General features: G+C 60.1%; 22 protein-coding genes and 1 pseudogene. 11 read left to right on the top strand and 12 right to left on the bottom strand.

From position 1 onward, the window contains the following. The 3 genes and pseudogenes from VL202_RS14170 to bioB form a co-directional block, all read left to right on the top strand. A pseudogene (locus VL202_RS14170) lies at nt 1–416 on the top strand (hypothetical protein); the annotation flags it as partial. Beyond that, nucleotides 413–1,609: a thiolase family protein gene (locus VL202_RS14165; RefSeq protein ID WP_325464747.1), complete on the top strand. Its 1,197-nt coding sequence runs from the start codon at nt 413–415 to the stop codon at nt 1,607–1,609. The pseudogene VL202_RS14170 and the gene VL202_RS14165, both read left to right, overlap by 4 nt. 19 nt (nt 1,610–1,628) lie before the next feature. Next, nucleotides 1,629–2,630: a biotin synthase BioB gene (gene bioB, locus VL202_RS14160; RefSeq protein ID WP_325464746.1), complete on the top strand. Its 1,002-nt coding sequence runs from the start codon at nt 1,629–1,631 to the stop codon at nt 2,628–2,630. A 244-nt stretch (nt 2,631–2,874) separates the two neighbouring features. Here the strand turns inward: bioB and VL202_RS14155 are convergent, their stop codons facing one another. From VL202_RS14155 to VL202_RS14145, 3 genes are all read right to left on the bottom strand, one after another. Then, nucleotides 2,875–3,267 (bottom strand): limonene-1,2-epoxide hydrolase family protein, encoded by a 393-nt coding sequence (locus tag VL202_RS14155; RefSeq protein ID WP_257547083.1) that lies wholly within the window; start codon nt 3,265–3,267, stop codon nt 2,875–2,877. A 74-nt stretch (nt 3,268–3,341) separates the two neighbouring features. Beyond that, on the bottom strand, nt 3,342–3,737 hold the full coding sequence (locus VL202_RS14150; protein WP_325464745.1) for a limonene-1,2-epoxide hydrolase family protein: 396 nt from the start codon (nt 3,735–3,737) through the stop codon (nt 3,342–3,344). Nucleotides 3,738–3,832: 95 nt separating this feature from the next. Then, on the bottom strand, nt 3,833–6,172 hold the full coding sequence (locus tag VL202_RS14145; RefSeq protein WP_325464744.1) for a TonB-dependent receptor: 2,340 nt from the start codon (nt 6,170–6,172) through the stop codon (nt 3,833–3,835). Nucleotides 6,173–6,518: 346 nt separating this feature from the next. On the opposite strand from VL202_RS14145, the gene VL202_RS14140 reads away from it, so the two are divergent. Together VL202_RS14140 and VL202_RS14135 are read left to right on the top strand one after the other, a co-directional pair. Next, nucleotides 6,519–7,319 carry an SDR family NAD(P)-dependent oxidoreductase gene (locus tag VL202_RS14140; RefSeq protein WP_325464743.1) on the top strand — a complete coding sequence of 267 codons (801 nt, stop codon included), beginning with the start codon at nt 6,519–6,521 and terminating at the stop codon, nt 7,317–7,319. Nucleotides 7,320–7,340: 21 nt separating this feature from the next. Next, the gene (locus VL202_RS14135) at nt 7,341–8,651 is read left to right on the top strand and encodes an acyl-CoA dehydrogenase family protein (protein ID WP_325464742.1); all 1,311 of its coding nucleotides are present in this window, start codon (nt 7,341–7,343) and stop codon (nt 8,649–8,651) included. 16 nt (nt 8,652–8,667) lie between these two features. On the opposite strand, the gene VL202_RS14130 is transcribed toward VL202_RS14135, so the two are convergent. Next, complete coding sequence (locus tag VL202_RS14130; RefSeq protein ID WP_325464741.1) at nt 8,668–9,378, bottom strand: GntR family transcriptional regulator; 711 nt, start codon at nt 9,376–9,378, stop codon at nt 8,668–8,670. Between the two features lie 301 nt (nt 9,379–9,679). Between VL202_RS14130 and VL202_RS14125 the strand changes: the two genes are divergently transcribed. Next, the gene (locus VL202_RS14125) at nt 9,680–10,744 is read left to right on the top strand and encodes a zinc-dependent alcohol dehydrogenase (RefSeq protein WP_325464740.1); all 1,065 of its coding nucleotides are present in this window, start codon (nt 9,680–9,682) and stop codon (nt 10,742–10,744) included. Nucleotides 10,745–11,364: 620 nt separating this feature from the next. Here VL202_RS14125 and VL202_RS14120 read toward each other — a convergent pair. From VL202_RS14120 to VL202_RS14085, 8 genes are all read right to left on the bottom strand, one after another. Beyond that, nucleotides 11,365–12,417, bottom strand: coding sequence for a phosphotransferase family protein (locus VL202_RS14120; protein WP_325464739.1), 1,053 nt, complete (start codon nt 12,415–12,417; stop codon nt 11,365–11,367). Nucleotides 12,418–12,450: 33 nt separating this feature from the next. Beyond that, nucleotides 12,451–12,840, bottom strand: coding sequence for a nuclear transport factor 2 family protein (locus VL202_RS14115; RefSeq protein WP_325464738.1), 390 nt, complete (start codon nt 12,838–12,840; stop codon nt 12,451–12,453). Between the two features lie 73 nt (nt 12,841–12,913). Beyond that, nucleotides 12,914–13,750, bottom strand: coding sequence for an enoyl-CoA hydratase-related protein (locus VL202_RS14110; protein WP_325464737.1), 837 nt, complete (start codon nt 13,748–13,750; stop codon nt 12,914–12,916). A gap of 180 nt (nt 13,751–13,930) precedes the next feature. Further along, nucleotides 13,931–16,273 carry a TonB-dependent receptor gene (locus VL202_RS14105; protein WP_325464736.1) on the bottom strand — a complete coding sequence of 781 codons (2,343 nt, stop codon included), beginning with the start codon at nt 16,271–16,273 and terminating at the stop codon, nt 13,931–13,933. A 92-nt stretch (nt 16,274–16,365) separates the two neighbouring features. Then, complete coding sequence (locus VL202_RS14100) at nt 16,366–17,535, bottom strand: acyl-CoA dehydrogenase family protein (protein WP_325464735.1); 1,170 nt, start codon at nt 17,533–17,535, stop codon at nt 16,366–16,368. A gap of 19 nt (nt 17,536–17,554) precedes the next feature. Continuing rightward, nucleotides 17,555–18,715 carry a thiolase family protein gene (locus VL202_RS14095; RefSeq protein WP_325464734.1) on the bottom strand — a complete coding sequence of 387 codons (1,161 nt, stop codon included), beginning with the start codon at nt 18,713–18,715 and terminating at the stop codon, nt 17,555–17,557. After that, nucleotides 18,712–19,158 (bottom strand): Zn-ribbon domain-containing OB-fold protein, encoded by a 447-nt coding sequence (locus VL202_RS14090; RefSeq protein WP_325464733.1) that lies wholly within the window; start codon nt 19,156–19,158, stop codon nt 18,712–18,714. The genes VL202_RS14095 and VL202_RS14090 overlap by 4 nt, the downstream gene beginning before the upstream one ends. Continuing rightward, nucleotides 19,155–20,735, bottom strand: coding sequence for an AMP-binding protein (locus VL202_RS14085; protein WP_325464732.1), 1,581 nt, complete (start codon nt 20,733–20,735; stop codon nt 19,155–19,157). The genes VL202_RS14090 and VL202_RS14085 overlap by 4 nt, the downstream gene beginning before the upstream one ends. 137 nt (nt 20,736–20,872) lie before the next feature. On the opposite strand from VL202_RS14085, the gene VL202_RS14080 reads away from it, so the two are divergent. The 5 genes from VL202_RS14080 to VL202_RS14060 all read left to right on the top strand — a co-directional run. Continuing rightward, entirely contained in the window at nt 20,873–21,505 is a 633-nt protein-coding gene (locus VL202_RS14080; protein WP_325464731.1) for a TetR/AcrR family transcriptional regulator, read from the top strand. Between the two features lie 106 nt (nt 21,506–21,611). Further along, nucleotides 21,612–23,804 (top strand): FAD-dependent oxidoreductase, encoded by a 2,193-nt coding sequence (locus VL202_RS14075; RefSeq protein WP_325464730.1) that lies wholly within the window; start codon nt 21,612–21,614, stop codon nt 23,802–23,804. A gap of 19 nt (nt 23,805–23,823) precedes the next feature. Next, nucleotides 23,824–24,804: a phosphotransferase family protein gene (locus tag VL202_RS14070; protein WP_325464729.1), complete on the top strand. Its 981-nt coding sequence runs from the start codon at nt 23,824–23,826 to the stop codon at nt 24,802–24,804. Between the two features lie 15 nt (nt 24,805–24,819). Next, entirely contained in the window at nt 24,820–25,953 is a 1,134-nt protein-coding gene (locus VL202_RS14065; protein ID WP_325464728.1) for a hypothetical protein, read from the top strand. 214 nt (nt 25,954–26,167) lie between these two features. Beyond that, nucleotides 26,168–26,539 (top strand): acyl-CoA dehydrogenase family protein (locus tag VL202_RS14060; RefSeq protein WP_325464727.1); only part of this gene is annotated, 372 nt, incomplete at its 3' end.

Raw genomic sequence — 26,539 nt, 5'->3', positions numbered from 1 at the left:
GCATCCAGTCCGTCCTCAACGTCGTCAAGGGCGAACGCTACGCAATCATCCCTGACGAGATTGTCGAATATGCCGCCGGCTATTATGGCCAGCCGGTTTCCGCCATCGATCCCGATGTGCTGGATCGGATCATGCACAGCGCCAACGCCAAAACGGTGCTCGACAACCCGCCCGAGCAGCCGACGATCCAGGAACTGCGCAAGCGCTACGGCACGGACGACGACGACGAACTGATCCTTCGCGCCCTGATGCCCGAAGCAGACCTGAAGAAGATGCGCGAAGCCGGACCGCTCAAGCGAACCTATCCCCTGCTTTCCTCCCCGGAGCTCGACCAGGTCGCGAAGCTCATGAAGCTCTCCAACAGTCCGGTCGTCCAGTTCGCGACCGCTGACATGTCGGTGAGTCTGCGGCGATGAGTTCACGGCGTGCCGTCATCGTCGACGTCGTCCGGTCGCCCTTCGGGCGCGGCCGGCCCGGCGGCGCGCTGGACGGGCTGCATCCCGTCGACCTTTATGCGCAGATTTTGTGCGGTCTGGTCGCGCGGACCGGGATCGATCCGTCACTGGTCGAGGATGTCATCACCGGGTGCGTGATCCAGGTGGGCGAGCAGGCCGGGAATATCGGCCGTCAGGCAGCACTCGCCGCCGGGTTTCCCGAAAGCGTCGCAGCCGTCACGCTCGACCGCAAATGCGGATCGGCGCAACAGGCCGTCGACTTCGCGGCGCAGGGCGTGATCGCCGGCGCCTATGACGCCGTGATCGCGGGCGGTATCGAGATGATGAGCCTGGTGCCGATGCGCGCGAACCGCATGGGCAAGGATTCCGAAGGTCCCGGCTTGAAGGCCCGCTATCCTGACGGCCTCGTTTCCCAAGGCATTTCAGCCGAACTGATCGCCGCGAAATGGGGCATTTCGCGCGCCGAGATGGATGATTTCTCCTTCCGCTCGCATCAACTCGCCGCGCGCGCCGAGGATGCGGCGATCACCGCGCGCGCGATCCTGCCGGTCACCGTGCCGGGTCCCGACGGCGAACGCCGTGTCGAGCGAGACGAGGGGCTGCGACGCGACACCAGCCTCGAAAGGCTGTCGACACTCAGGACGGCATTCGAGGATCCGGTGATGGCCGCCCGCTTCCCGCAGATCAGGTGGAGTGTCACGGCGGGCAATTCGAGCCAGGTGACCGATGGCGCCGCCGCCGCGCTGATCATGGAAGAGGGACTCGCACGCAAACTGGGCTTCAGACCACGCGCCGCGGTCACCCATTTCGCGGTATCGGGCGACGATCCGGTGATGATGCTGACCGCGATCATTCCGGCTACCCGCAAACTGCTTGCCCGCGCCGGCAAGGCGATCGACGAGATCGACCTCTTCGAGGTGAACGAGGCCTTCGCCTCTGTGCCCCTTGCCTGGATGAAGGAACTGGGTGTCGAACAGGAGCGGGTCAACATCCATGGCGGCGCGATCGCGCTTGGCCATCCGGTCGGTGCATCTGGCGGACGGCTCCTGTCCAACCTCCTTGCCGCACTGGAAACCACGGGCGGACGCTATGGTCTGCTCACCATGTGTGAATCGGGTGGCATGGCCAATGCCACCCTCGTTGAGCGCCTGTAAGCGCAGAGGGACCGAGACGATGACCCTGATCCGCCATGACTGGACCCGTGAAGAGATTGCGGCACTGTTCGAATTGCCGTTTAATACCCTGCTCTGGCAGGCGCAGTCGGTGCACCGACAGTATCACGATCCCAATGCCGTTCAACTCTCGACGCTGCTGTCGATCAAGACGGGGGGCTGCGCCGAAAACTGCGGCTATTGCAGTCAGTCGGCCTCCCACGAGACGGGACTCAAGGCATCGAAGCTTATGGACGTGGACGAAGTCCTCAATGCTGCGCGCGAGGCGAAGACAAAGGGCTCGGAACGCTTCTGCATGGGCGCTGCATGGCGGTCTCCGAAGGACCGTGACATGGATTCGATCGTCGCCATGATCGAGGGCGTCAAGGAATTGGGGCTCGAGACGTGCATGACGCTGGGAATGCTCAGCGATGACCAGACTGGACGGCTCGCTGCAGCGGGGCTCGACTATTATAATCACAATCTCGACAGCTCGCCCGAATATTATGGCAAGGTTGTCACCACGCGAGCTTACAGCGACCGGCTCGAAACTCTGGAGCGGGTGCGTCAGGCGGGCATAAATGTCTGCTGCGGCGGCATCGTTGGCATGGGTGAGGACCGCTCCGATCGGGTAGGTTTCCTTCACAAGCTCGCCACCCTGCCCGAGCATCCGGGCTCCGTCCCGATCAACGCTCTGGTGCCGATCAAGGGGACGCCGCTCGGCGATATGCTCGCAGGGCTGCCCGAAGCTCAAATCGACGATATCGAATTCGTCCGAACCGTCGCGGTCGCACGGATCACCATGCCGGCCTCGGTCGTCCGCCTCTCGGCCGGCCGCGAGAGCATGGGAGAAGCGACGCAGGCCTTGTGTTTTCTGGCGGGCGCCAACTCGATCTTTACCGGCGACCGGCTCTTGACCACGGGCAACCAGGGCAGCGACGCCGACGGCAAATTGTTCGCCAAGCTGGGACTGAGAGGCTCACTGAACGATACCGAGGGTCTGCGGGCGATAGCGGCCGAATAGGCATGGTGGAAGCCGTTGTCGCCTGAGCCGCGACGATTTGCCGTAGCCCCTATCCCTCGTCCCGGCATCTTCTGGAGACTCGGTCACCGGCATGGCTGGTATGCATTGGGGGATTTGCACGGCGGGGACACTGGTAAATCTCAGTGCACAGCATCGCGCAACGTCGGGCGTTGCCCGGTGACCATGATGCTCATGGTCGCCGGGACGCCCCTGATCTGCCCGCAAAGGCCTGATAGCGCGGCGGCTATTTGCGGACCCCGGCGCCGTCGGGGTGGAGGTTGGCTTTGGTCAGGACCTCGACATCCCAAAAGTCCCGCCAATAGATAAATTTCCCGTCAGCCCCGACCTTTCCCTTGCCGACAATCGGCAAGTCGATCTTGTGCTTGCCGTCGATCGTGAAATGGTCGGTTCGTTCCACGAAGACAATGTCGCCTTTCTCGGCGAAATCCAGATAGTCGATCGACACGTCGGTGAGCCGGGCAGCGAGATCGGTGAAGCCCTGAAGCATCGCCTGAGGACCCACCAGCGGCGGATATGCCGGACCCCACATGAAGAATTCCGAGTCCTCATTGAAGAATTTTTCCGGGGTGACGAAAAGCTCGTCAAACATGCTCCTGACCAGTTGCTCCATCGACATCATCTTCTCCTTATTGAACGAATGCGGCCAACCGCTGCGGACATTCCAACCCTACAGGCAGGCCGCATGCCCGCCTATTGCTTCAGGACTCCGGCACCGTCGGGATGGAGATTGGCTTTCGTCAGAAGCTCCACATCCCAAAAGTCTCGCCAATAGATAAATTTGCCATCAGCCCCGACCTTCCCCTTGCCGACGACAGGAAGGTCAATTTTGTGCTTGCCATCGATCGTAAAGTGGTCGGTTCGTTCCACGAAGACGATGTCGCCCTTCTCGGCGAAATCCAGATAGTCGATCGACACGTCGGTGAGCCGGGCGGCGAGATCGGTGAAGCCCTGCAGCATCGCCTGAGGACCCACCAGCGGCGGATATGCCGGACCCCACATGAAGAATTCCGAATCCTCATTGAAGAATTTTTCCGGGGTGACGAAAAGCTCGTCAAACATGTTCCTGACCAACTGCTCCATCGACATTGCTTTCTCCTGTTCAAATTGACCCGTATTTGGGGCCGGCTCCATCCTGTCGGGCCGGAGGCATGACAGGATGGCGCTCGCGCCGTGGCGGGACGTCAGAAATTATAGTTTACGGAAATGCCGTAACTCGCCGGAAGGCCTGTATAGCGAACCAGTGTGTCGGAGATGTGCGCGACATTCTGCCAATAATAGGTGCTGGTCACGTTGCGCCCGAACAGACTGGCCTCCCAGTCGCCGCGGTCGCTGCGCAATCCCAGCCTGAGATCCAGCGTGGCATAGGATTTGATGTAGGTCAGCGATCTGCCGGTCGCGGAGCTGTTGTCGGTGATTTCCGCATCGGTCTTGCTGTTGTAGATGATCGAGCCACCGAAGAAGCCATTGATGCCGGTAAAGGCGTGCCAGCCGAACTCGGCGTCGAAGGTAGCGTTCCACTTGGGCGCGAAATTGAAAGGCCGCCCCCGGATGTCCTGGGTGCCCGTTGCCGGGTCGTCGATGCGTCCACCCGTCGCCGGCGGCAGGAAGAAGTTCGACTTGATCTTGGAACTGGTGCGGTTCAGCGCGCCGGTCAGGGTAATGAGATCGGTAGGCTTCCAGACCGCATCGAGATCGAAACCGATCACGCGCGATTTCGGAACGTTCACCAAGGTGGGCAGAGGTCCAAAGATCGGATTGTTCGTGGTGCCGAGCAACTGCTTGTTGCGGAAGTCGTAATAATAGGCCGCCGCGTTGAAGCGCAGCTGCTGCCCGACCGAGAGCTTCGCGCCCGCTTCATAGGAGGTGAGCTTCTCCTGTTTCACGGGCGAGAGATAGACGCGGTAATCGAGCACCGATGCGTTCAGATAACTGCCCGATTTGAAGCCGCGACTGACCGTCGTGTACAGCAGCAAGTCGTCGGTCGCCTTCCAGTTCAGGCTGCCGCGCCACGAGAGGTTGTTCTCGCTGAACGAGTCCTCGGTCGGCCCGGGTACAAGATTCGGACCGGCGGTGACACATTGCCCCGGGGCAAACGCCGATGGGCCGGGTCCGCCGACAGCTCCGTTCAGCAGGCCGAAGGCCGTTGCTGCGGTTCCATCCCCTTCGTCGGACGAGCAGGCATCCCACAGCCTGTGCTTGACGTCCGAATAGCGCAAGCCGGCGGAGATCGTGATGGTGTCGGTCGGATGATATTCCAGGTTCGCGAAGCCCGCGATCGTGCGGTAGCTCTGCGTCGACTTGTTGGTGAGTGCGCCAAAATAGGCGGTGGGCCCGAATGAATCAACGAAAGCATAGGCCGACGAAAAGTTCGGGAACAGGGCGCGGGCGGCCTCCTTCGCACGGTCTTCCTGATAATTGGCGCCGACAATGAAGTTAAACCGGCCGACCTCTCCCGACAGGCGAAGCTCCTCCCCGAAGGTCCGCAGGCGTCCGCGTGTGTCATAGTGAACGAGCGGCAGATAGGTGCCGTCGATATCGCGGAAATTCAGGAACTTCATATGAGCGAAGTTGGTCAGCGACGTCAGAGTGAAGTTGTCGCCCAGCGTATAGTCGATGCGCAAGGTGGACTGAAACATCCGATCGTTGCGGCGAAAATCGACGCCCGCATCGAAGTCGGTGGCACGGTTGCTATCACGCGGATTGGGATAGGTGAGCACTCGGGGATCTACATAGCCGAGGACGAATTGCGGATAAGGCTGAACAAATTGCGGAGTCTGGGGATCTGATTTGTCGAGTGACCCGCTGACACGGAGGGAGATTTTTAGGTCGCTCGATGGAGTCCAGTCGAGGATCGCGCGTCCGGCGAGTTTCCGCTGGCGGCCGATCTCGTCATTGCGCGTGCTGCTATACTGCCAGGGATTCGACCGCGCGCCCGAAATGGCGATGCGAGCAGCCAGCGTGTCACTAAGCGGTCCACTGACAAAAGCCTGACCTTCGATCGTGTTGAACCGGCTGTAACTGCCGCGGATCCCGGCTTCGAAGCTGTTCGTCGGTGTGTTCGCGACATAGTTGATCGCGCCGCCCGTCGCATTCTGGCCGAAGAGCGTACCTTGAGGACCTTTGAGAACTTCCACGCGCTGCAGATCGAAGATCGGCGTGGCCGTCATCACAGCAAAGGGAAGCGACGCTTCGTCATTATAAACGCTCACCGACGGTAGCGCGCCGAGGGAAGCTTCGTTGAAGCCAACACCGCGCAAGCTGTATGACGGGGCGCCATATTGCGTCGTGTTGACCGTGAAGCCGGGTACGATCTTGACCAACTGGGTTGTGTCGACGACGCCGGCCGATGTCAGCGCTTCCCCACTCGCCGCAGTGATCGACATCGGGACGTCGCTCAACGACTCGGCGCGCTTGGTCGCGGTGACGATGATCTCGTCATTAGCCGCCTCCGGTTCGGAGCTTTGCGGAGCTGTCACGCTCGTCTGGGCGGCCGCTGCGGTTATGGGAGCAATCGCCAGCAACGACGCGCTACCCACCAATCTGGACAGAAGCTTCCTATTCATATCATCATCTCCCATAACCCGTCTGTCGATTTCAGATCTTTGGGTTGAGAGGCTTCCCTCAGCTGGCTTTGGCTCGGCGCGTCTTTACCGACTGTCGCTTTCGACGTCGTGCGCTCATTCCCAACCGGGTATGTCCTCTCCAACCATGTCTGCTATTATGTCTGCCATTATTGTAGGACAAAATTTACGACGGTCAATAGGATCCTCTGGCGATATCGATTCCCGCTCGCCAGTTCCAAGCCAGGCGGAAGATTAAACTAGCACCCCTCCAGCCATCATGTTAGCACAAGATCGTACTACAATTATGGCAGAGGATTTGATGGTGGGAAGAGTTGACGGGAAAGTCGCGCTCATCACCGGCGCCGGAAGCGGTGTTGGACGCGCGGTCATGATGAGGTTCGCAGAAGAAGGCGCTATCGTCATTGGCGTTGGGCGAACGAAGGCCACCATTGAAGAGACCGCTGCCTTGGTGAAAGCCAAAGGCGGCATAGCCTATGCCCATATGGCGGACCTGAGCGAGAGCGCGCCGATCGAGGCCGTGGTTTCGGATGTGGTCCGGGAATATGGCCGGATCGATTGCCTCGTTCATGCGGCGGGTGTCGGCTACAGCTGGGCTGAAAAAAGCCCCGGATCGATGAATGACGTGGCCACCACCTCACCGGAGAAGTGGCGCGAAGTCATCGGCATCAACCTTGATGGCTTTTATCATTCTGCACATGCCGTTCTGCCGCACATGATCGCAAATGGTGGCGGATCGATCGTTGCCGTCGCGAGCATCTCGGGAATGGTCGGGCTGCCCGTCGCGCATGCCTATTGCGCAGCAAAGGCGGGCGTCATCAATCTGACCCGGGCCATGGCGACGGCCTATGCCGAAAAGAATATCCGCACGAACTGCATCGCCCCGGGATTCATCGCCACGCCGATGGTGGAATCGGTGCTGTCGGTTTTCGAAGATCGTGATGCGGCCTTGGCGATCACTCCCATGGGGCGCCCGGGGACTCCTGAAGAGATGGCCAATGGCTGCCTGTATCTGGCGTCGGATGAAGCATCATATTGCAACGGCTCGGTCCTGGTGATCGATGGCGGCTCCACGGCCCGTCAATAGGCCTCAAAAAGGGATTTCCGGATGTTCGAATTATCGCCGAAGGCTGCAGACTATAAAACGCGGCTCGAAGCCTTCATGGCCGACCATATTTATCCGAACGAAGACCTGTTCTATGCCCAGACCGAGCAATTGGGGCCATGGAGCTTCCAGCCGGTCGTCGAGGAACTAAAGGTTCACGCGAAGACGGCCGGTCTGTGGAACCTGTTCCTGCCCGACAAGGAATTGGGGGTTGGGCTTTCCAACCTTGAATATGCGCCGCTTTGCGAAGTCATGGGACGTTCTCATCTGGCGCCGGAGGTTTTCAACTGCTCGGCGCCCGATACGGGCAATATGGAAACAATCTGGCGGTATGGAACGGAGGAGCAGAAGGCGCGGTGGCTTACGCCTTTGCTCGCCGGTCAGATTCGGTCCGCATTTGCCATGACCGAACCGGAAGTCGCGTCTTCGGATGCAACAAATATCGAGAGCAATATCCGCCGGGATGGCGATGAATATGTCATCAACGGCCGCAAATGGTATACCACTGGGGCCACCGACCCGCGCTGCAAAATCTTGATCTTCATGGGCAAAAGCGACCCGACGAACGAAGATCGCCATTCACAACAGTCGATGATCCTCATTCCCAAGGACACGCCGGGCGTCCGCGTCGTACGCCCCCTTTCGGTAATGGGAACCTATGCCATTCCTGATCGCGCGGCGGAGGTGGTATTCCAGAACGTGCGGGTGCCGGCATCCAACATGCTGCTTGGCGAGGGACGCGGGTTCGAAATCGCTCAAGGCAGGCTCGGCCCTGGCCGTATTCATCACTGCATGCGGCTCATCGGCCTGTGCGAACGCATCCTCGAGCGTATGTGTCGGCGCGTCCAGGGACGCACTCCGTTTGGAAGCGAACTGTCGCGTCAGTCCGTCACGATGGAGCGCATCGCGGAGGCACGCGTGATGATCGAGCAAATCCGCCTGCTGACGCTGAAGGCTGCGTGGATGATGGACACCGTCGGCAACAAGGCCGCCCTGGCAGAAATCGCGATGATCAAGATTGCCGCTCCGTCGGTAGCCTGCCGGATTATCGATTGGGCGATGCAGGCATTTGGTGGCGGGGGCACCAGCATGGACCATTATCTGTCCGCCTGTTATGCGACCGCCCGCCTTCTCAGGCTCGCGGACGGTCCCGACGAGGTTCATCGCAACCAGCTCGCCCGGCTCGAATTCAAGCGTCATGCGGCGACCGACCCGCGCGTGACTGGCGGGCACGGCAACGTCCTCCCACTTGAAGAGGTCGAACGGCGCTTTGCCTATCTCCGGCCGGGTAATCCCGGTTATCTTTGGGACTAGACGCGTGCCCCGCTCATCAGGCGCGAGCGAAAACCTCGTCGGGCAATTCCTCGAGCCGCTTGAGCGTCAGCTGCATGTGGCGCGACATCGCTTGCCGCGCCTTGTCCGGTTCGCCGGCAAGCACATGACGGGCGATGTCGGCGAATTCGGTAAAGCGCTGCTTGTGGGCTTCGGGGCCAATCGTCATTTGTCCCTGCATACGAAAAAGCTGAATCCGCATCATCGGCATGACGCTCGCAATCTGGGAATTGCCGCCGACTTCCATCATCGCGTCATAGAAGCGCCGGTTCGTTTCCAGTTGAAGCTTGTCCGAATCTTCCGACTTGAGAAAATCACCCAGTGTTTCCAGCGCCGGCGCGAAACGCCGACGGAACATGTCGTCGCCCCGCGAGACGGCTTCCGCCGCCTTCTTGGCGATAAAGCCCGTCAGCTCAGACAATATCTCGATAAAATCAATGGCCTCCCTGCGGCTGAGCAGGCGAACATAAGCGCCGCGGTTGCGCGCATTTTCAACAACGCCTTCCGCATGAAGGCGCTTGAGGGCCTCACGGATCGGTCCGCGGCTCACATTCAGGCTAGCCGCCAGATCCGCCTCGATCAGCTTCTGCCCGGGCACGATACGGCCCGCAAGAATGCCCCGATAGATCGCGTTTACGACCATGTCGGGCGAACTGGGCTTTTCGGTGCTCTTGGAATCTTCGGTCGTTTGCGCGGTAGCGGGTGCCAAGGTCGGTTTCCTAGTCAAAGTATGATCCACAAGATCGCCGCCGGACTGACGAGCGATAGCCGTTCGCCCGCGCACTTGATTTCATGGCGGCTCCGGAAGCGGATTCCTGAATGCCGGGCTGGCAATCTTGGGTTCCGCCCGATGCATTTCCTTCCATCAAACGGAGAGGCGATCAGCAGTCCTAGGATGTAACATTTAATCAAACAATTTCACAGGACAATTTCGATCCGCAACCGATCATCCGAATATGAGACGGCGGGCGCGGCACAGAGCAGACGGGAACTCAGGAGAGGAGATTATCATGACCAAATCGATGAGGGCGGCGGTGCTCCAATCGGCGGGAGTTATTGTCGTTAAAGACATGGCGCGGCCGGACATCGGCCCGAAGGATGTGCTCATCCGGGTAACCAATTGCGGCATCTGCGGGTCGGACATCCACAGCTTCAAGACGGGCTTATATGTCGAGGCAGGTCAGGTCATGGGGCACGAATTTGTCGGCCGTGTCACCGAGATCGGGACGCAAGTCGCGGGCCTGTCGACGGGCGACCGCGTGACCGGATTTTCAGCCGGCTTTTGTGGCGAGTGCGACGCATGCAAGGCGGAGCAGTTCATCCTGTGCGCCGCGCTGTTCCAGAATTCCACGGGCTACGGCCGGCCGGGAGCATTCGCCGATTTCGTCAAGATCGAGAATGCCGAATTGGGCGGTAACATCCATCTTCTGCCGGATTCCATCGACGATACAGCGGCGGCAATGATCGAGCCGATGTCGATCGGCGTCACCGCGGTCGCATCCGCCGGCGTGAAACAGGGCGACAAGGTGGTCGTGCTGGGTTGCGGGATCATCGGCAATGCCTGCATCCAGGCTGCCAAGGCGGCCGGAGCATCGGAGGTGCTCGCCGTAGACATATCGCCGTTGCGACTGAGGCTCGCGCGCGAGTGCGGCGCCGACGATATATTCGATGCCCGCGACGGCGATGCGCTGCAATGGGTGATCGATCGCCTGGGCGCGGCGCCCTACCATTTCAATGTCGGCGGCAATGCCGACGTGGTCTTCGAGGCCGCTGGCATCCCGTTGACGATCCAGCAGTCGCTGGAAATGGTGCGGCCTGGCGGAACGATCTGTATTGTCGGGCTACCCGAAGTTCCGGCTCCCATCGATACCACGAAGATCGTGCACAAGATGCCGACGATCATCGGCTCGCTGGGCGGAGACTTCGTAGCGACCATCGACAAGATCGCGTCAGGCGCCATCGATCCGCGCCCGCTGGCGACGCATCGCTTCGCACTGGCGGATGCTCCTGCGGCGTTCGCCAAACAACTCCAGGCAGAAGAATCGATGAAGGTGATGATCTCACCGACAGCCTGAGGCCAGTTCGGCAAAAGACTTCGAATGGCCGGTATGCAGATAGAAACCGCGGGGCCTCTGCGTATCGGCCATTGGATCACTAACTTCGGATAGCGCGATAACTATGACCGAGGTCAACAGACGGGGAGGTGCCCGCCGGCGGGGACGCGTGCTCAATTTGCTCCACGCTCCCAAGATCCCGGTCTGCCACCCCGACGTGTAACGCTGACTAATCCGGAGGCCTATCGCATGTCCCTCATTGAGGAGGGCGTGATCGCCCGCCCGTCGGCCAGCCTTCAAAAGGCGGCAAACCGTGGGCCCCGACACGAAGTGGCGCTTCTCGTTGGTGAAGCGCACCGCGGGTTCACGTCGCGACAGTTCGCTGCAATCCAGCGCCATCGACCATCGGGTTCTGGATATCATCGCCGATAGTCGATCTTGCAGCGCCTCCGAAGCATGGTTGTCTCCATAGAGTTCGGATTGCGTCCTCACTCTGTCAGAGCGCCAGCTGCTATTCACTCGTCATGGGATCTTTTAGTTCGAATAGGCGAATGCGGATGTCCATGACTAGTACTGTTGATCGCGTCACGGGTCACCCTTATCGCGGCATGGCTCAGACTATTCGGTGTCGGCACCAAAGGCTAGCTCTCCATCGTTTCACGCGCGAGGAGCGCCAATCTCGCCATTCCTGCCACCCGTTGTTCCGCCTGCGGAGACGACGCGGTCCCGCGGAGAATTCGTCCCTTGATTCCGTGCATAATGGCCGCGAGACGAAAGAGATTGAATGCGAGATAAAAGGGCCAATTGGCTATTTCTGCCCTGCCAGTCCGGGCGCAATAAGCCTCCACATAAGCTTCCTCGGTCGGCAAGCCGAGATCAGCGAGATTACATCCTTCAAGGCCCGCCATGATATCGGGCGGCATCCTGAAAACGAGCGTATGATAGGCGAAGTCTGCCAGCGGGTCGCCAAGCGTGGATAGTTCCCAATCGAGGACCGCCGAGACTTCGGGTTTGGAGGGGTGAAAGATGAGATTATCGGCGCGGAAATCGCCGTGGACGATGACCACATCGGATTGCGAAGGGGTCGCCTGCGGCAGCCATTCAATCAAAAGATCCATATTGGGATCGCGGCCGGCGAGTTCGTCCTCAAGATATTGGCGCGTCCAGCGGCGAATCTGGCGCTGGACATAATTTTCCGCCCGCCCAAAATCCGCAAGACCAACGGTCGCCGGATCGACGCTGTGCAGCGCCGAGATCGTGCGGTTCATGGCGTCGAAATAGGCCGCACGTTCGGCATGGCCGACATCCGAGAAACTAGCGTCCCAGAATATCCGGCCTTCGACCAGTTCCATGATGTAAAAATCTGTCCCGATGATCCCCGGGTCGTCGCATCGGCCTAATACACGCGGCACCGGAACTTCGCTTGGAGCGAGCGCCATCAACACGCGAGCTTCGCGCATGACGTCGTGGGCGCCGGAGAGCAGTTCGCCCGGCGGTTTGCGCCGGAGAACATAGGATCGCTCATCCGTGATCAGCCTGTAGGTGGGGTTGGATTGTCCACCATTGAACTGCTCGATGCGCAGCGGTCCCCGGAAGTCCGGGATATGGTCGCACATCCAAGCGTGCAGCTTGCGTTCGTCGAGGGGAGCGCGAACAGAGCCCGATCCGATATTCGCCGACAGATCAATCGCCATGATATTGCTCCAACAGGCGACCCGAGGAGATGCTCACGCCAGGGCGCCAAAGATCGAGACGGCGTGATCGGTGTCGCAATGCTCGTTCACCCGCGCGATCTCATCCCCTCTCAGAAAGAACAGAAAATGATACTGGTTCGCGTATCTCGACCCGTTTGTGAGCAAAGCGGACGATTGCGCCTCGACAGCGACGCGATCGTCTTCGGCCGTCATCGTCAATATCGTGAAAGAGAGCGGCTCCGCCAATTGCTGCGTAACCGATCGCGCGACTTCAAGAATCCCCTCGCGGTCGGTGACTGTTTTGGCGTTCCACCAGATGCAATCGTCGGGGAGGATGGCGACCGCCGCCTCCAGTCCGTCCTTATTGGCCAGATCGAAAAACTCACGGACCATCTGTTTGGCGCGGCTCAGGTCGCTGTTCACATAACACTCCTCGGCAATTCGCCTTTTGATTCCAGAATCAGCTCGTCGATGCGCGGCACCTCCACCGGCGGTGCTAAGTCCACCAAGGATACACCGCCGGCATATCGACCGACGCGCGTCCGGGAAATTGTGCGTGGCGCTTCTCGAAGAAGGCGCTGACGCCCTCTGCCACATCGGGGCCGGCACTGAGTTCCGCGTTGATACCGCCATCGATTTCCAGCAATAGCCCCGGGTCATCCAGCAGTTCGCCGCGCCAAAGCAAAGCGCGTGTCACGGCAGTGGCGACCGGCGCGGTATTGTCTGCGATCACGCGCGCCAGTTCACAAGCGTGGGCGAGCAGTTCGTCCTTTGGATGACTTGCCGAGACCAGCCCCGCGGCCAGCGCTTCTGCTGCACCGAACATCTCGCCGGTCAGACACCAGCGAAGGGCGTGAGGCAGGCCGACGAGCTTGGGAAGAAACCATGCCGCAGCGGCCTCCGGCGCAAGCCCGCGCCGGGTGAATACGAACCCGAGTTTGGCATCATCCGCAGCAAGGCGGATATCCATGGGCAAGGTCATTGTCAGACCGACACCGACCGCCGGGCCATTGATTGCGGCGATCGAAGGCTTTTTGCACCGGAAGATGGATTCCACGAAGCGGCCCGCAGCGCGCGGGCCTCCTTCGCCACCGAACATCTCACCCGATTGACCACCAAAGCTGTCGCCCCCCCCTGAAATATCGGCTCCGGCACAAAAGGCCCGCCCGCGTCCCGTCACCACGATGACACGGACATCGTCGTCCTCGCTCGCGGCGTCGAAGGCGTCCGCGAGTTCATTGTTCATCTGCGGAGTAAACGCATTGAGCTTCTCCGGTCTGTCGAGCGTCAGCGTCAATATGCCGTCCACAAGGGAGGAGGCTATGTGCGACATCATTCTATTCCTTCGGGACGGAAACCGGGGAGGGGCGCAAGTCTTGCCCGCGCTGCTCACGACTAAGGATTACGTCCTCGGCGGACAGCATCACGGCTTCTCCGGGCAGTCGGTGGAGTGGTGCAGATGCCCCATCCCACTCTTTGCCTGAAGAAACCCTGTGCACGATCAATCACCTGGCTAGATGCGTATCGAGAGGCTGGCGCCGTAGGTTACCGGCATGCCGGCGAAGCGGAACGCGGCGTCGTTGAGCACCGAGGCGTTGGTCCAGTAATATTTGTTCGTGAGGTTTCGCCCCCAGATCGAGAAGGTCCACCTGCCATCCTCGGCCGCCACGCCGGCGCGCGCATCGAAAAGCGCATAATTGTCGACATCCACAATGCGCAGTTGTCCGAATCCGCCGTTGGTTTCGCTTTGGTAGGTGATCCCGCCCCCGACAAATGCTTCGAGAGAGCTGGAAACGGGGAAGCGATACTCGCTGTTGATCGAGATTTGCCACTTTGGCGTGTAGGGGAAGGGTTCCCCCTCGAAGTCACCGAGCTGAACGAGGGGGGTATAGTTGATGAAACTGTCGGTGATCTTGCTGTCGACGTAGCTGACGCCCACGTCGGTCTTGAAGCCTTCCACCGGAACGATCGACGCCTGTAGTTCGACGCCGAAGATGCGAGATTTCGGAATGTTCACCAGTGCCTCGAAGTTTCCGAAGATGGCATCAGGAACCTGGCCGCGGATTTGCTTGTTCTTGTAGTCGTAATAGAAAACGGCGCCATTCAGCTGCGCGGTGCGATCGAGGACCGTCGCCTTGAAGCCGGCTTCGTAAGATGTAACACTTTCCTGGGTTACGGGAGCGAACTGGCTGGAAACCGTAGCCGATAGCGTCGGAAAGCCTCCCGCCTTGTAGCCGCGGCCGACGTTCGCGTAAAAGAGCAGGTCCGAGTTCGGCTCGTAGCTGATTCCGCCCTTCCACGAGATATTATCTTCATTGAGGCGGCTCGTCACGAGCCCGGGAAGGAATGTCGTAGAGTCAAGCGTTCCACATTCGCCCGGGGCGATCGGAGGGGTTGGCGTACCCCGGAAAGTTGACGACAGCAGCGTGTAAAGGGCCGCCATTTCGCCATTGCCATTATCCAGCGTACAGCCGCCAAAGCGTCGCCGCACGTCGGTGTATCGAACACCGCCGCTGAGCTTGAGACGATCGGCGATCTCCCATTCGAAGTTGGCAAAGACGGCGGCGGTCTTAATCTTCGTAGCCGCGAAGTTGATGTTCGAATTAATCGGGATGCCAAGTGTCGGATTCACAGTCGAATCGCTATAATCGAGGGCGAAATTGTCGTTTACCCGGTCGTCCTGATAGTTCGCTCCGACAACCCATTTGATGCCGTCCATGTCGCCCGAGAGCCGCAACTCCTGAGAGAAAGACTTCGCGCTGCCGAGGCTGCGAACGGCCAGCGAATGCAAATCCATACCGTCACGATCCTGGAGAACATTCTGCCGGAACTTCTGGTAGGCCGAGAGGGACGTCAGCGTCAGCGCGTCGGAAAGCTCGATATCGCCGCGCAGCGAGACCTGATAATACCAATCATCGTGCACGAAGTCGCGACCCGCATCCCAGTCGGCGGCCCGCGCATTTTCAGGCGCCAACGGGTAGGCATTGATAGCCGCCGCATTGGGGCTGGCAGGATTCTGCGGACGCGGGGCGATGAGCTGGACCGCCTGTGAATCGGACTTGTCGCGCCACCCGTTGACGTTGAGGCTGAAGTTGACCCGATCGCTCGGTGCCCAGTCGAGCAAAAAGCGACCGACGAGCTGATCCTTGTTACCAAGCTTGTCATCGCGCGTGTAGCTGCGTTGCCATTCCCCACCCTGGATCGTTTTCACGGCCAAGCGAGCATGCAATGTGTCGGCGAGCGGGCCGCTGACATAGCCGCTCCCTTCGAAAAGATTGAAGCGCCCGTAGCTGAAGTCGGCGCCGGCTTCGAACGTATCGCCGGGTTTAGCGGCGACATAGTTGATCGCTCCGCCGGTGGAGTTCTGGCCGAACAGGGTGCCTTGCGGTCCTTTGAGGACCTCGACGCGATCGAGATCGAAGGCCGCTCCGAGCGTCATAGCCGGAAAGGGAATTGGAACTTCATCGACATAAACGGTGACCGCGGGACTGGCGGCAAGGCTACCTTCCTGGAAGCCGATACCCCGCAATGTGTATACGGGCGCGTTATAGGCGGACGGCGTGTAGTTGAAGCCAGGAACGACTTTCACCAGATCGGCAGCGCTGTTGACACCCTGACGAATGAGGTCGTCGCCGCCGATCGCGGTGATAGACATGGGGACATCATTCACCGATTCCGAGCGTTTCTGCGCGGTCACGACGATGTCTTGGACACCGCGCGCATCCTGAGCATCCTCTGCGGTCGACGAGACTTCCCCGGCAGATGCAGAGGCTTCCTGTGCCCAGGCCGTCGTCTGGAGCAACGCGATTGACGACAAAGAAACGGCGGCCAGCAAGCGGCCAGGAAACCTCAGCATCCCAATTCTCCCAAAATATTTTTATAACGCGTAATAATTTATAACATGATCCAGTTATTTGCTGTCAAGCAAATTCACCGGAGCGCGCCAACTTATGGAATTTGGCCCTGCACGGTAAGAAAGGGTGGCCGGTCGAGAGCGGCGGCCGACACGAAATCGAGGTGGATCTCGCTCGATCCCTCGGCGATCATATTGACCCGCGCATCACGGAAATAGCGATTGACGCCGGTGCTGTTCATCATGGCGGCACCGCCCCAGAGCTGAATCAGCTTGTTGATGCCCTCAAAGGCGGTGTCGCAGACCCAAGCCTTGCACGCCGACGACAGGACCCCGGCGTCGCCGCCTTCATCGAGGAAGCGCGCGGCGTAATATACCATCGCTTCACAGGCTTCGATCTTGCATTGGACTTCGCCGATCCAGTGGCTCACCGGCTGCGTCTGGTCCATCGGGCGACCATAGATCGTCCGCTCCTTGATCATCGCGACGGTCTTGGCGAACAGCCCCTTCAGCGCTCCCAGCGACGTCGCGGAATGGCCGATGAAGCTTTTGGCATTGGCGGGCCAAAGGTCGCCGTTGCCTGTGAGTAGATCGCCGAGAACATTCTTCGGATCGACCATGATATCGTCGTAGACGACCGTCCCGGTGCCTGTACCGCGCCAACCGAGCTTTTCCTCAAAGGGCATCGACTTCAAACCCGGCTCGGACGTATCGACGACCACGCAGCCATAGCCCTGCTGGCCCCCGCGTTCCGTTTTGGCCATGACGAGAAAGCTCTTGGCGGGCCCCTGTGACGTATAGATTTTCAATCCGTTCAGCCGGTACCCATCGCCTTCGCGCACGAGCCGTGTCTGGTGTCCGCCCATATTGGCCGCGCCGCTCGGTTCGGTCATGGACCACGCCATCAGCCGTTCGCCTTTTGCCGATGGCGGCAACAATCGCCGTTTCTGCTCGTCATTGCCTGTCTGCAGGACAGCATCGGGGCACAAGAGCATCTGGACGTTGACGAGACCGGCGAAGGCGGGACTCGCCTTCGCAATTTCCTCGAGGACCACGCAAGCCGTGGTCAGATTTTGCCCCAGACCTTCATATTCCTCCGGAATGGCCAGCGCGTAAAATCCGAGCTCCGCAGCTTTGGCAATCAGATCGACAGGCACTTCTTCCGCCCCATCGAGTTCGTTCGCGCGCGGTTCGACCTCCGTTTCGGCAAAGCGACGGGCGGTTTCGCGAAACATCTTCTGCTCTTCGGTGAGAAAGCGTGACATCAAAGTCTCTCCTGATTGATCATTGGTTTTCGGGACGTTCAAGAATGTGGATGGCACAAGCGCTTCCGACCTGTTGGGCGCCCCCGACAACATGCGTAAGGCCGAACCGCGCCTGCGCCACCTGGCGCGCGCCCGCCTCCCCTCGCAAATGGGCCGCTATCTCACAGATATTGGCAATTCCGGTTGCGCCGAGCGGATGTCCCTTGGACAGAAGGCCACCGGACACATTGACCGGGAGACGACCACCAAGAGCCGTCTCCCCCCTGTCGATCAGACTGCCCGCCTCGCCCGGTCCACAAAGCCCGAGATTTTCATAATGGACGAGCTCCGCGGTCGCGAAACAGTCGTGGAGTTCGACAAGGTCGAGCTCCTCCGGACCGAGGCCTGCCTGCTCGTAGGCCGCCGCCGCGGCAAGACGCGTAGCTGTGCTAAAATCCGTCGTGGCCAGATCGAGCGTATCATAAGGATCGCTGCTCATCGCCGACGCGCGGACCCGAACCGCACGACGCCCAAGACCGAGTCGCTCCACTGCCGCCCGCGATGCGAGAATGGCGGCCGCTGCGCCGTCGACATTCGCCGAGCACATCAGCTTAGTATTCGGATAGGCTATCATTTCTGCCGCCATGACCTGCTCGAGAGGGGTTTCCAGGCGGTACATGGCCTTCGGGTTCAGCGTCGCATGCTTGTGATTCTTCACGGCGACCTTGGCGAACTGCGCAAAGGTCGTCCCATAGAGACGCTGGTGCTCGCTGCCGACCAGCGCAAACATGGCAGGGGTCGTATCGGATCCGATCACTCCTTCCGATCGGAAGCCATATTCCTGCGCACTGCCCAGAAGGCCTTTTCCCATCTGCTCCACGCCAACGGCAAGCGCGATATCGCAACTGCCACTCGCAATCGCCAGCAAAGCCTCGCGAAAGGCCGTTGCGCCGGTTGCGCATGCATTGGCGACGTTGACGACCGGGATACCGGTCATCCCGATCTCGCGCATAAGCCGTTGGCCAACCATCATATGGGATTCGTAGATATTCCCGCAGTAGAGGGCCTGAATGTCCGAAATTGCGAGTCCGCAATCGTCGAGCGCGAGGCGCGTCGCCTCAGCGGCCAGCTCCGGCACGCTCTTCTCGGGGAAGCGGCCGAATTTGATCATGTCGGCCCCGACGACGAAGATGTCTTTCACAGCGCCTCTCCCGAGGCCGCCGCAAACTGGTAGGCGACATAGGGGCGGTTCTCGGCATCCTTTTGCCCGTCGGCAGCGAGGAATTCGACGCGCACGGGCATGTCGTACCGGATCGCCTCTGGAGCCGGGGCAATGCCGGTAAGGGTTCCACGAATAGCGGGCCCGTCGTCGAGCCTGACGACCGCCATGACAAAGGGAACCGCCACGCCCGGAAAGCTGCGGTGCACGATCGTATAGCTATAGAGGCGTCCTGTGGAACCAAGCTCGACCGGCTTCATGGCTCCGCGCGCGCAACATTTCAGACAGTCAATTTGCGGCCCGAGGAAGCGTTCACCACAGCTCAGGCATTCGCTTCCGGTCAGGTGGAAGCCGTCGTGAGAGCGCCCGATGCAGTCGACGGCAGGGACACAATCTTTCCAGAGGGAATCGATATCCGGCCTCATTGCGCGATTCCGCAGCTTTGGTCCGCGAACATGTCGCGCACCTGGTTCTTGTCGGGCTTGCCAAGTCCGCTCAACGGTATCGTGTCCACGAACTTGATGAGCTTGGGCGTTTGCACGGCTCCCTTGCGCTTGCGGACATGGGCCATGAGGTCGGCTTCGCTCACATCTGTGCCCGCCAGCCGGACGACGACAGCCGCGACTGCCTCACCCCATTTCGCATCGGGCACCCCCACAACGGCACAGCCCGCCACGCCGTCATGCTCATTGAGGGCATCCTCGACTTCGCGTGCAAAGACGTTGAAGCCCCCTGAAATAATCATGTCCTTCTTGCGATCGACAATCCGGAGGAAGCCTTCCCGATCGCAAACCGCTATGTCGCCTGTACGCAGCCAGCCGTCGAAGATCGCCTTGGCGGTCTCCTCAGGCTGGTTCACATATCCGCTCATCAACAGCGATCCCTGAACGCAAACCTCGCCGGGATCCCCGTCTGCGACCTCCCGGCCCGTGTCGTCGCGAAGCGACACACGTACCCAGGGAACCGGACGACCGCAGGAAGCGAGGCGGAACTCGTCATCGACATCATGTTCGGACCTGCGCATGACCGTAACGGTCATCGGGGCCTCGGATTGCCCGTAGAACTGAAAAAAGACGGGCCCGATGCGGGCGATGGCTTCCTTCAGACGTGCCGGAATGATGGAGGAAGCGCCATAATAGACGCATTCGAGGCTCGAGAGATCGAATTCGGCGAAGCGCGGATGGTCGAGAAGCGCATAGATCATCGTTGGCACAAGCAAAGTGCAAGTGATGCGGCGTGCTTCGATCGCCTGCATCACCGCCAGCGGGTCGAACCCGTCGAGTACATACATCGCTCCGCCGCGGTGCAAGGTCGGCACCAGAAGCGCACTTCCCGAATGGCTCAGCGGCGCGCAAAGCAGTGCGCGAACTTCGGCGGGCCACTCCCATTCCGACAACTGAATCGCATATGTCGTCGCCAGCGCCCTTCGGCTCAGCATGATTCCTTTGGGCCGGCCGGTGGTTCCGCCCGAATAGGCCAGACGCTCGATCGCCTCGGGATCGCGGTCGCGTATCGATAGCGGCTGCGGCTCGACCTCGGCCGCGAGAGCGCCGATATCGATGCCGATTTGCGCCGGGCCGAACGAGAAAAGCTGCAGGTCCGGGAATCGTGCCGCAAGCTCGGCGGCAATGTCACAATAATGATCCGGATCGAAGGCGAGCGCGTCGAGGCTCGCATCTTCCGTGACATAGGCGAAGTCCTCGACCGATCCGAACGGGTGAAGCGGAACGGCGCACAGACCCGAGAAGGGGATGGCGTTCAGAATATGCACCACCTCGGCCCGGTTTCGAGAGAGGACGCCGATTCGCGCATTCAGCGGGAAAGCGGATAACAGCTGGGCATAGCGGCTGGCTTCGGCTTCCAGTTCGCCGATCGTCAGCGAATTCCCATCCGGCAGGACCAGCCCCACCCGACTGCGATTCCCGGAGAATGCCGACTGCAGAAGATCGGCAGGCACGCACGGCATTGCTGCTTGCTCCAGCGCAAGCTCTCCCTCAGCCATCCTTCAATCCCTATTTTTTTAGACCACGTTCTAAATTTATCTTATTGCCGTGATTGTCAACGGGGATCTGAAATTTTTTTGAAGCGCGTGCAAAATTTCCCTGTTAGACCAAGCGCAGAAATCAAGGGGTAGACTCAATGTCACGACGCGAAGAGGCAAAGGAAGAACGGCGGCAACAAATCCTGAATGCCGCAAGGGACATTATTCGCGAGACCGGCCATATCGGCCTGTCGATGCGTTCGCTTTCAGTCGCCAGCAACGTAAGCGCTGCAACTCTCTACAATCTGTTCGGCTCGAAAAACGAAATCGTCCTGCAACTTTTCAACAACAATCTGGCTGATTTCGCGAAGCTGATCGAGGAGGCGGAGCCGCGTGACGCCCTCGATCGATTTTTCGTTTCGATTCATGTAGCCTGTGCACTTTACGGGAGAGAAGAGCGGTTTTTTCGCACCTCTTTCGGCCTGCTCTTCGCCAATGATCCCGAGAATCTGCACTCGGGCTTCCTCGAACCCCGCGTCATCTTCTTCCGGCGGCTGGCACGCCAGGCCGTTCGCGAGGGATGGCTCGACGAGACGATCGACATCAACATGCTGGCTGTGACCAGCATCCATATCTTCAGCCATGCAATCATCGACTGGATCCGTAACGATATCGATCTGGCCGGACTTGAGCGACAGCTGAACTTCAGCTTCGCCCTGGTGCTGGGCGGCGCCGCGACAGATAAGGCACGCGCCAGAGTCGCGGCCAAGCTTCGCGATGCCATGAATTAAAAAACTAGGTCGCGTTCTAAAAAACTTGCACCCGCCAATATATTCGCTCTAGGATTGCCTCGACAATGCGGCCGCAAAAGGCCGAATCGAGAATCGGGAGAAGGGTGTGAGCGACGTTTTTGACCCCATCGCGCTTGGCGGGCTTACGTTTAAAAATCGGATAGTGCATGTTCCAACAACCCTGAACATGTCCGACCCCATGGGCCACCCGAATGACAAATGCGTCGGGGCCTATGAGTCGATCGCGGCAGGCGGCGCGGCAGCCGTCATCGTCGGCGCCACATGTGTCCGGTGGGATGGTCTCATCAACGAACGCATGCTCGGCCTCTACGACGACACCTATGTCATCGGCTTTAGGGATGTCGTCGAAGCCATCCACAACAATGGGGCACTGGCGGGCATCCAGCTATTCTATGGCGGTACGATTCCGGGATTGGGCTCGACGACGCCTCTGGAGCCCGGCAAAGGCTGGATCCCGAACACGGTTTCACATGGTCCAAGCGCTGAATATCCGATCGGGAACCCTTTTCCAGGCGTCTTGACCACAGAGCGCTATGAAGAGCTGGCCGAGGATTTCGGGCAGGCCGCACGGCGCGCGAAGGAAGCCGGCTTCGACTTCGTCTCATACCATTTCTGCCACGGCTCGCTGCCTCATACGACGCTTTCGCTGTTGAGCAACGTCGGACGCGACGACAAATATGCCGATCGCTTTCTCTTCTGCGAAGAGATTATTCGCCGCACGCAGGATTTGTGCGGCACCGACTTCCCGCTCTTGCCGCGATTGTGCTGCGACGAGAATCTGGAGGGTGGCTATGATATCGACTATTTTGTCGAACATTATGCACCGCGCCTCGCAGCACTCGGAGTGGCAGCCTTTGACTGTACCTTCGGATCGATGGTCCCGGGCACCAGCCGTCGCAAGGATGTCCATAGCACCGAGTTCATTGGCGGGGGCTTCTTCACGCCGCCGCTGGTCAATCTGGACAATATTCGCGAGCTGAAGCGAAAGCTGTCCGAACGCGGCATCGACATGCCGCTTGTCGGCAGCTGCAAGGTCGACACGCCCGATCGCGTCCGCACCATGGTCGAGGACGGAGCGGCCGATTTCGCCGGCGTCTCCCGTTTCTCGCTCGACGATCCCGATTTTCCCAACAAGATGTTTGAAGGTCGCGAAGACGAAATTCGCAAGCCGACCCATACGGGCGCATCGCTGCTCCAGGGCAATATTTTCGGCAAGGGCTGGGCTGGATCGCCGCAGAATGCGGCATTCGGCCGCGACCGCGAATATCGGATTCGTCCTGTCGTCAGGGCGAAGAAGGTTGTGATTATCGGCGGGGGTGCCGGGGGCATGGAATATGCCCGCGTTGCCAAAATGATCGGGCATGATGTCGTTCTTTTCGAACGCAGGGACAGGCTCGGCGGTGTGATGGACTGGGCAGGAAACTATCCGGAACTGCCCAATATGGAGAGCATCCGGTATGAACCGGAATATCTCGCCCGACAGATGGAATTGCTGAAGGTTGACGTCCGCCTCGGATTCGATCCGGCAATCGAACAGATACTGGCGGAAGCGCCCGATACTGTCGTGATCGCCACGGGTGCCCGCGCCCGCCTGCCCTCTACGCCGGGACTAGACGCGGCGCTGGAGTCCGGCAGGGCGATGACCATCGATGATGCGATGGATCGATCGCGACCACCGCTTACCGGGGACCGCATCCTTATCTATGGGGCAGGCGAAGGCATGGAGCTCGCCGTGAATCTCGCGCGGCAGGGCAAACATGTCCGATTGCTCGATTTTGCTCCTACACTCGTACCCGCACCTTACATCGGTTCGCGGTCCGCAGCCGTCAACGCGTGGCTTTCGGCTGCAGGCATAGCGGTCGAGCCGAGCTGCGTGCTTCGGGCATTTACCCACGAGGGCGTGCAGGTGATTCATGGCGCGCGGGCCGAGCAGCTCGAGCCTTTCCTGCGCGGCAAGCGGCTCACGACCACGGAGATCACGCCGGACGCCATTCGCAAACTGCAGGCGGAGGCAAAAGCCAGCGCTCTCGCGGCCACAACGGGCTCGACCGAAGCGGATTTCGCTCCCGAGATCGACGCTCGCGACGAGGACGCCGGCGCAATCGAAAGCATCGCCTGCGACACCGTGATATTCGCGCTCGGCCGCCAGCCCAATGACGAGCTTGTTGCGAGCCTCCGGGGACAGAGAGTTCCCGTTCAGGTGATCGGCGATGCCCGGTCTCCACGCTCATACGGAAACGCTGTGCATGAGGCGGCTTATCTGGCCCGCCAGCTCTGACCGCCCGGAAGGAAACGTCATGGATCGTAATCTTCACGCGCTCGGCGAAGCGCTGCGTTCGCTGCCGGAAGCTGCAGCGACGACGGCGGTCGTCCCCTTGTCCACCGGCCACTCGAACGAAACCTACCTGCTCGAGGGAGCCGACCTGATACTGCGCCTTCCTCCGCGTGCAGAACCTCTTCTCGAAGGTCTGGGTGTGCTGGCGCAGGCAGAAACGATGCGCGTCGTGGCGGCGGCCGACAACCCGCCCCCGGTGCCCCGGATCATCTATGTAGACAATGGCTCGCTGATCGGCACGCCCTTCTTTCTGATGGAGCGCATCAAGGGCGAAATGTTCGGCGACTATGAAGTTCCCGACTGGCTTTCCACGCCGGATGACTCCTTTCGGGACTCGCTGTCCGCGGCCTATGTTGGAGCGATTGTCGACGTGCATAATGTCGCCCCGATCGAGCCGTTCGGCGCGCCGGTGACGCCTCTGGAGGAACTGCAACGCTGGCGCCGCCTCGCGGCGCGGGCGGGAAATCACGAGCTTCTGGAAGTTATGGACCGGCTCTCGAAGCTGCCGGCACCGGTCAGCGGTCCACCTTCGGTTGTTCATGGCGATCCCAAGCCAGGAAACGCGCTTTGGGACGGGTCGCGTCTGGCGGCCCTTCTGGACTGGGAAATGGGCTATAATGGCGAGCCGCTGGGCGACCTTGGCTATATGCTGTTCTTCTTCGCCAGCGATGATCATCCCGCCTTCCCCTCCTGCGACGTTCCCGGGATATGGAACCGCGAGCGCATTGTGGCGGCCTGGGAAGAAGGCACCGGCCGCAGCGCATCAGGGGTCGCATGGCATGAGGCGGCTGCAATTACCAAGATTGCCGCCATCCTGTCGCATGGCAAGTATCTCTACGATTCCGGTCAAAGCACCGACGAGCGGATGGGCGGATGGGGCGAGCATGTTTCCTACACCGTTTCCCTTTCCCGCGCGATGACCACCTCACTTTTCGCAGATTGAAGGAGCTGTTTCCCCATGGAAGACATTGGCATTTTGACGTCGCCCGACGAATATATGAACCATCAAATCGTCGACACCTTCACCGTGGTCCGGGAATCGGACCGCGGGTGGACCGAGAAGGTCTGGGCCTCGCTCGCCCGTAAGGACGGAAGCATGCAGGTCGATTTCGGCCTCGGGAAATACATCAACCGGAACGTGCTCGACGCCTTTGCCGGCGTCGCGCGCGGCCGTGAACAATGGACCGTCCGCGGTAGCCGCGCTCTCGACACCGACGTCGAACGGACAGGCGTCGGGCCGATCGACTATGAGGTCGTCAAGCCTCTGAAGTCGGTCCGCTTCAAGCTCGACCAGAATGATCAGGGGATAGCGTTCGATCTGGTATTCGAAGGCGATCTCCCGCCATTTTTCGAGAAGCGGAACCGTGTCAGGGCCGGCTTCCGCGTCGCCATGGATGTGATCCGATATCACCAGGGCGGGCGAGTCAGCGGCTGGATCGAGATCGCCGGCGAACGGCATGAGGTTGGCGACGACTGGTACGGGTTCCGCGACCATAGCTGGGGTATGCGCGGTGACATCATCGGCGCGCCGCCGCCGGATATCACGCCTGGCCTAGCTATCAACAATCGCATGAAAATGTTCTGGGGTCCGTGGTTGATGCGTCGTCCCGACGGTAGCTTTTATGAAATCCAGCATTTCCTGCTGTCGACCGACCACTATGATTACTACTCGGGTTTCGTGAACCATGCGGACGGGACGCAGGAAGCGATCATGAGCATTGACGAGGATGTTCGTTTCGACCGGGACACGCGCGTCTTTCTGGGCGGCACCTTCACCCTCAACATGGCCAATGGCCAAAAGCGTGTCGTTGAGGTCGAACCTCTCGGCGACACCGCGTTCCACCTTCGAACGGGCGAGTATGGCTCGTGGAAAGGCGGCCGACACGGCTCGTGGCGCGGGGGGCTTCATCTCGACGGTGAATATATCCCGGATACGCGGCAAGCACTTCACGAGCTTGGCCAGTTCAGGGACAAGCCCGTCATCGTGCGGGAAGGCGACGCCGTAGGCTACGGAATCCAGGAATCGATCTTGCGTGGCGACTGGCCCGACTATGGCGTTTCGCCGGAGTCCGATTTTCCCACCGACATTTGATCCATCCACAAACATTCACGCGGATCCCGGCTGAGCGCGTTTGCATTCCTCAACTGGATTTCGACAGGGCTGTATCGAGCTTCTGCACGATACGGCCCTTCCGACTTGAAAGTGAGCCGGTTCGGGAACTTTCCTGCCGATCTCCCCTGCCCAATCGCTTTCGACCGACGAGGGGTCTTGCAGTGTGGGCGAGCATAGAAGGATAGATGCGAAGATGGATTTCGACCTTACCGATCGGCAGCAGCACTGGCAGGGCCGCGTGCGTGATTTCGTCGAGCGCAAGATCGGCCCCGCCATCCCGACCTACAAAGAACAGGACGCCGCGGGCGATCGCTGGAAAGTCATCCAGATCGTCGAGGATCTGAAGGCCGAAGCGAAGGCGGCGGGGATCTGGAACCTGTTCATGCCGCCGAAGTCGGGCGCGCATCACCATGTCGACGAGACGTTCGAGTTCGAGGGCCCCGGCCTCACCAACCTCGAATATGCGCTGTGCGCCGAGGAGATGGGCCGCGTCGGTTTCGCGAGCGAAGTGTTCAACTGCTCGGCGCCCGATACCGGCAATATGGAAGTGTTCCATCGCTATGGC

The sequence above is a fragment of the Pararhizobium sp. genome, from assembly GCF_035497515.1.
Taxonomy (GTDB): Bacteria; Pseudomonadota; Alphaproteobacteria; order Rhizobiales; family Rhizobiaceae; genus Pararhizobium.
The sequence above is the reverse complement of the archived record's forward strand: the minus strand, read 5'-3'. Positions and strand labels throughout refer to the sequence as shown.